Source organism: Staphylococcus coagulans, assembly GCF_002901995.1.
Lineage (GTDB): Bacteria > Bacillota > Bacilli > Staphylococcales > Staphylococcaceae > Staphylococcus > Staphylococcus coagulans.
Map to the genome: position 1 here is coordinate 1 of NZ_PPQN01000013.1, position 6,077 is coordinate 6,077.

General features: G+C 30.5%; 5 protein-coding genes and 1 pseudogene. 4 read left to right on the forward strand and 2 right to left on the reverse strand.

The genetic code is table 11. The annotated features are described in order from the left end of the window. Window positions 1-258 (reverse strand): annotated as a pseudogene (locus tag CD118_RS03690) (transposase family protein); the annotation flags it as partial. A gap of 166 nt (window positions 259-424) precedes the next feature. Here CD118_RS03690 and CD118_RS03695 point away from each other — a divergent pair. The 3 genes from CD118_RS03695 (at window position 425) to CD118_RS03705 (ending at window position 4,032) form a co-directional block, all read left to right on the forward strand. Next, on the forward strand, window positions 425-2,461 hold the full coding sequence (locus CD118_RS03695; RefSeq protein WP_103356279.1) for a DUF1430 domain-containing protein: 2,037 nt from the start codon (window positions 425-427) through the stop codon (window positions 2,459-2,461). Continuing rightward, a complete protein-coding gene (locus tag CD118_RS03700) occupies window positions 2,454-3,080 on the forward strand; it encodes an ABC transporter ATP-binding protein (RefSeq protein WP_103356280.1) in 627 nt (208 codons plus the stop codon). The genes CD118_RS03695 and CD118_RS03700 overlap by 8 nt, the downstream gene beginning before the upstream one ends. Window positions 3,081-3,315: 235 nt before the next feature. Further along, window positions 3,316-4,032: a DsbA family oxidoreductase gene (locus CD118_RS03705; RefSeq protein ID WP_103356281.1), complete on the forward strand. Its 717-nt coding sequence runs from the start codon at window positions 3,316-3,318 to the stop codon at window positions 4,030-4,032. Window positions 4,033-4,246: 214 nt separating this feature from the next. Here the strand turns inward: CD118_RS03705 and CD118_RS03710 are convergent, their stop codons facing one another. After that, on the reverse strand, window positions 4,247-4,699 hold the full coding sequence (locus tag CD118_RS03710) for a 2-thiouracil desulfurase family protein (RefSeq protein WP_103356282.1): 453 nt from the start codon (window positions 4,697-4,699) through the stop codon (window positions 4,247-4,249). 292 nt (window positions 4,700-4,991) lie between these two features. Here CD118_RS03710 and CD118_RS03715 point away from each other — a divergent pair, with 292 nt between their 5' ends. Beyond that, window positions 4,992-5,318 (forward strand): nuclear transport factor 2 family protein, encoded by a 327-nt coding sequence (locus CD118_RS03715; protein WP_060830435.1) that lies wholly within the window; start codon window positions 4,992-4,994, stop codon window positions 5,316-5,318. Window positions 5,319-6,077 lie beyond the last annotated feature (759 nt).

A 6,077-nucleotide genomic window follows, 5' to 3' on the forward strand; every position in this document is an offset into this window, starting at 1 on the left:
GCGCTGTTTCTTCAATTTTAAATAGGCAGGTCTTTCAAAAATTAATCCCATATAAACTTTCGTTTTACGAAAGCCGTGTTTAATAATTAAATGGGCATTATTTTTAATTCCACAACACGCACAAGTACGGGGATGATATGTCAATTGGCCTTCGTATAATAATGCCTTTGCGTTTTTATGTACATATAATCCTAGATTTTGAGTGGTTTTTAAATTTTTGACTTTAATTCCAAGCATTTCTGATATATCATTACACATAGGCATAATATCTCCTTAATCGTTGGTTTGGTCACTTACAATTATAGAGATATTTGTGCTTTTTTAATATCAAAAATTAAAATAACGGTCAGTGACTATTTCACCAACCGTTAAAAATATACAACCGATAAATCTTAATGGGTTCTTTTAAACTAGAGAGGTATATATGAAAAGGATTATATTAATATTAGCAGTAGCGATATCGCTTATAATAAATTTTGTTGTAATAGACTCTGTTAAATCATTATCATTCTATAACGCAGTTGAAAAGCAGAGTGAAAAGGTTCGATTTGCTTTTGATAAAGATAAAGCGTATAGCAAAAATGCGTCAACGTATTTTGAAAGTTTATCAAAGAAATATAATGTAGCTATTACTAAAGTGACATACTTAAGTGATGATAAAGTTGCAATTAATACGACAGACCAGCAGTTAAAACAAAAAGCAACGCACAATCACACACTGAATTTATTTGATCGTCACTTACATATTAAAGTCTATAATTTGAAAGATACAAATTTATCGGAAGAAGGCACTTATTTTTTTAAAGGCGATACAGAAAGTGTACAAAAAGTAATCGAATTGATTAATCGTAATGTAGGTTCAACAGAAAAAGTTGAAAATACCGTATCGCAGCATATTCAAATTGATGCGTTCAGTATCATCCTTTCAACTTTGTTTCTATTTATATTTTTGGCAGTGCTAATACATAGTTTACAGAATCGAAAAAGCGAAGGTAAATTGTTGTACGATTTAGGATATAGTTGGTGGCATCAACTTCAATTTTTATTAGCTGATTTTAAATACTATGCTTTTGGTTATGTTGGCATCAATGTCGTTTTGAGCGCTTTGGTATATATATTCATTTATAAAGACGTTCATCTCACCAAAGTCGTACTTATTGCGTTATGTACGTCAATCGTTTTAATGGTAACATGTATTGCTATGATGTCTGTCGTACTGGCGATTTATACAAAGCAATACGCCAAAAATATGAAGCAAAGTGCTCCTTTTTTAATGATGTATACCTATATGGCATTAGCGGTTATGGCAGTGATATTTTTGTCTTTATCAAGTCAAAATTTAGTTCAGAATTATCGTAATTATAAATTCCAGCAAAGTAGCATAAAATACTGGGATGTTTCTAAAAATGCATATAAAACGCTAGTTTCAGATCAAGGACAACTGAAAAATGAGAAATTAGCAGAGCAATTGGGGAAACATTTAAAAGATTATTATAACAGTGCGTATAACAAAGGATTCATTATTGATGTCGGGAATTTTTATAATACGGATGGAAGACCGCTCTATAAATTAAATGAAAAAGAAAATGCGAATATAGAGCCTGATGGTAAAACTATTACGATTGATATTAATTATTTAAAAACGCACAAAAGGCATACAATCCAAGGTCAAAATGTTTTAGATGATATACAAAGAGATAGCCGTACACAAAATATCATTGTGCCAATAAAATATAAGCAGTACGAAAAAGAAATTGAGGTTCAGTTTAAAGATCATTTCGCGTTTCTTAAAAACGAGGATATTAGTAATGATAAACAGAAAGAAAATCTAAATATCAATATTATATGGGTGGACAACAATGTAGGTTATCCTACATATGATTTTGAAGTTGGAGGTCGAAAAAATACGCTTATTGCGCCAATAGCTATTGTTGAAACGGGTAATACTGCGCTGCGTAATTTTGAAACCTATTTTTCAACAAGATATGTTTTTAAGAGTAAGTCTGATGACCCTTATTCAACGATAAAAAAAGGCTTAGAGAAATTTCATGTTGATGGTTATATACCGAGTGTGGAATCTGTATATGATGCCAAATTTGATGAAATTAATAGGCTGAAAGTCAAAACGTCACAATATGCTGTATTAGCCTTATTGACCACTTTGACGTTTATTGTCATGACCTTTACTTTTATCAGACTATATTTCACATCATACCAACATAAAATTTTTATAAAACATACTTTAGGATATAGCTACTTTCAAATTCACAAACCTATTTTAACATTTTTATTATTATTGAATTTATTAATGGGCATCTTAATTTTATCTCAGCAAAATATCATATCTTATTCCATTTTCTTCGGTGTCATTTTGATTGAAACATGGGTATCTTCTTACTCATTTATTAAGTTAAACAAAGAAAATCTAAACGAGGTTTTGAAAGGAAAAAAAGATGATTGAACTTAAAAATATTCATAAATCATTTGATAAAAAGCGTATTTTACAAAGTTTTGATTATATCATAGAGCAACGTGATTTTATTATTATCAAAGGAGCAAGCGGTAAAGGAAAATCGAGTTTGTTAAATATCATTGGGTTACTAGAAGATCCAGATGAAGGTCATGTTACATTTAAAGGGAAAATGATTCGTAAAGAAAAGGATAAATTGAAATTTCGTAGAGATGATATTGCATATATCTACCAGAATTACGGCCTTTTAGAAAATCAAAGTGTCATTCACAACTTAACCTTACCGTTGAATGTTTCAAAAAAAGATACTGCAAAGATAAAGGAAGTTGTTCAAATGGTGGGATTATCACATCTTGATATGAAAGCTAAAGTGTACACGTGTAGTGGTGGCGAGCAACAAAGAATTGCTATAGCTAGAGCTATCTTAAAAAATCCAACATTGATTATCGCTGATGAACCGACAGGAAATTTAGATGAAGATAATGCTTTAAATACGATAAATCTATTTAAAGCATTAAACAATAATGGCATGACAATCATTATGGCTACACATGATAAAGCATTCTTTGACGTTGGTAACAAGTTGATCGATATGGATACGTTTGTTTGATTTTGGTCATAAATAGGGAGTCCTCAGAGAGCAGTTATATGGTATCTGGTTTTTTTGCAATAGGTGGAATCGCGAGTGTTTGTATTGGATAATCAAAATGGAGTTTATATTTAAAATTAAAATAGAAAATCTAATAATTGATTTACCTCGTTAATATATAAAGCATTTAATTTGTGATATATAATCAATTGTATTAAGTTATTTGTTACGAAAAGAATGATGAGGAGGTTATCAGATGAAAGTTGAAGTATGGTCAGATTTTATGTGTCCGTTTTGCTATATTGGTGATACAAAATTGCAACAAGCTATCAAAAACTTGGGCCTTCAAGATGATGTGGATATTGAGTTCAAAAGTTATGAACTCGATCCGACTGCAGAAGAATGGTCAGGCGTAGCTTTTGTTGACATCATTCGCTCTAAATATGGTGTATCGGTAGAACAGGCGCAACGCAATAATGAAAATATTGCACAACATGCAAAAGAAGTAGGCTTGAATTATCAAATGGATATATTGAAACCTACAAACAGTTTTAAAGCACATCGTTTAGCTAAATTAGGAAAATCAAAAGGTAAAGCACTAGAGATTGTGAATGCTCTATTTAGTGCTTATTTCGAACAGGGTAAAAACTTAAGCGATAACACAGAATTGATGGAAATCGCTAAAAGTGTCGGTTTAGAAGAACGAGAGATACAAGGGGTCTTAGACAATGATGACATGTTTGCGAATGAAGTAAACAAAGATAAAGGTCAAGCACGTATGTATGGTATACAAGCGGTCCCTTATTTCGTAATTAACGATAAATATGTCGTAAAAGGTGCGCAACCATTAGAAACATTTGAAGGTGCAATTAATACAGCGTGGGGCGAAATCAATACACAAAAGAAATTTGAAGATTTGTCTACTGATGACAATTCTGGTCACTGTTCAGACGGCAGTTGTTCTATCTCTTAGAGAATCCCAATAGTGCTTTAATGATTAAAATAATCATGCGTTGTAGGAGAGAAATCGATTTAATATCATAGTCTCATTTTGGCAAGAATAACATGGATTGCAATTAGCTTATTATAGAATAAGCGTTAACCAGTTATCTCTTGCCATTTTTTATTTTTAGGTCTATTTTAGAGGTCAAAATCTTGAAACGCAGCGTTTTAAAGTTGCTTTCAAATTAAGTGAGTTCGTCATACGTTTCGTCATAAACTTCTATTCCATTGACTTTTAAAAGCGCTGTAAACACACCGTCACCGCTTATTTTAGTTCCATCAAAAGCGCCAGAATAAATGGTATTTGAACCGCAAGTGGGGCTGTCAGATTTTAAAATTAAAGTGCTACAATTTAATTCTTTACATATATTCAATGCTATTTTTGCGCCTCTTACATAATCTTCAGTGACGTCATTCCCGTATAAATCAATAATTCTAGCTTTTTGATGCAATACATCATACCCATCTCCATCGACAATTTCCGCAGCTGCTCTTGGTATGGAAAGTCCTGCTAAAATTTCGGGGCAGATCGTTCGTGCGAACCCTTTATCCACTAAGTTTTTGAGCGCTATGTTCCCTTTGTTTCCTCCATCGTATCGCACGTTTTCACCAGCTAAACAGGCACTTATTAATATCATGATTTTACCTCACTTTCAATTTTTTAAACGATTTAAAATTCATTCTTTACCTAAATCTTAGTAAAAATCTCTCAAGCAAACAAGTTGAGATAGATTGCTGATTACTTTGTAGATTTGAAGCTATTGCTTTACGTGATTTAAATGTTAACGTCATATTATTTTAATATGATATAGAAGTAAAAGGTGATAGCATTTATCTATATAAAGCACTGAATATTGATAATGAGTTAATCGCAGAAAGTGACGAATAAATATTGATTCAATATATAATTTTTGAGGAGGGTAAAAGTTGATGATTAAATATGAATTAATGCATTTAGATAAGCGGAATAGAGCTAATAAAAAAGTTGCGTATTATCTACATTCTGACTTTAAGGAATTTGGAAAATCAGGAAAGGTTTATTATAAGGAAGACATTCTAAATGTTGAATTAGATGCTTTTGACTTTAAAATTTATAATTTTAACCAATATAAACTTGCAGAGGATTGTTTTTTGTGCACATATAAACTATTAAATGAAAACAATCATATCGTTACTAATAGAAGTTCGATTTGGAAATATGAAGATAATGATTGGAAATTACTATTTCATCAAGGAACAGAAGTTAGGGAGGGATAATTAGACAATGCATGAAAAACTGTTATCTTTTATTTCATATTTTTAACAATTTAATTAGAAGAACAAAAAAATATTTTCATTTTCATCCGTAATTATTTGAATACAAATAAACTTGTTTTGTTGGTCTTTCCAACTTCCCGAAATATCTTTATATTTCCATAAATTTTACTTCTGTTTTAATGATTGATGTTTCAACAGATGGGGTTTCTAAGCAAGTTCACGCACATGGTAAATTGTAAAATACAGATTTTTATTTAAGAGGACAAGTTTATTAGAAGTTTTATGCATCAATTTTATTAAATGTGAGTGAAGCTCGTTCTTTTCATTCCAATAAAAAAGGGCGACTATCTTTTTTACAGTCGATCTTTTTTATGTTTTTGTAGTTTTTTTAATCAATAAAATTGTATTTACGATAAATATAAGAGTGATGACGACAGTAAGTGGCAATATATGTATGTTTGAAATATTTGTAACAATGAGGGCGATCATCAAAAGGATATTGACAATGTGGTGAATATATTGTGTTTGTTTCATGCGATTTTCTCCTTTCTTAATCAATAAATAACAGTCAGCGGTTTATCAGTATTATATCATTAAATGAAGATCAGAAATTTGCATAATAAAAAAACAGTAATCCAAAAAAATAACATTAACTATAATGTTTTAAAATATTTTTATCAAAAGTAAAAACGAAGAAACTTTACAGCAATTTTATAACCAAAAAACAAAAAATACGATGAATGATGTTATATTATAGTT

What these genes read in the sequence shown, in the direction of transcription:
- CD118_RS03715 (WP_060830435.1), top strand. Translation starts at nt 4,992, where the DNA reads ATGATTAAATATGAATTAATGCATTTAGATAAGCGGAATAGAGCTAAT.
- CD118_RS03700 (WP_103356280.1), top strand. Translation starts at nt 2,454, where the DNA reads ATGATTGAACTTAAAAATATTCATAAATCATTTGATAAAAAGCGTATT.
- CD118_RS03705 (WP_103356281.1), top strand. Translation starts at nt 3,316, where the DNA reads ATGAAAGTTGAAGTATGGTCAGATTTTATGTGTCCGTTTTGCTATATT.
- CD118_RS03695 (WP_103356279.1), top strand. Translation starts at nt 425, where the DNA reads ATGAAAAGGATTATATTAATATTAGCAGTAGCGATATCGCTTATAATA.
- CD118_RS03710 (WP_103356282.1), bottom strand. Translation starts at nt 4,699, where the DNA reads ATGATATTAATAAGTGCCTGTTTAGCTGGTGAAAACGTGCGATACGAT.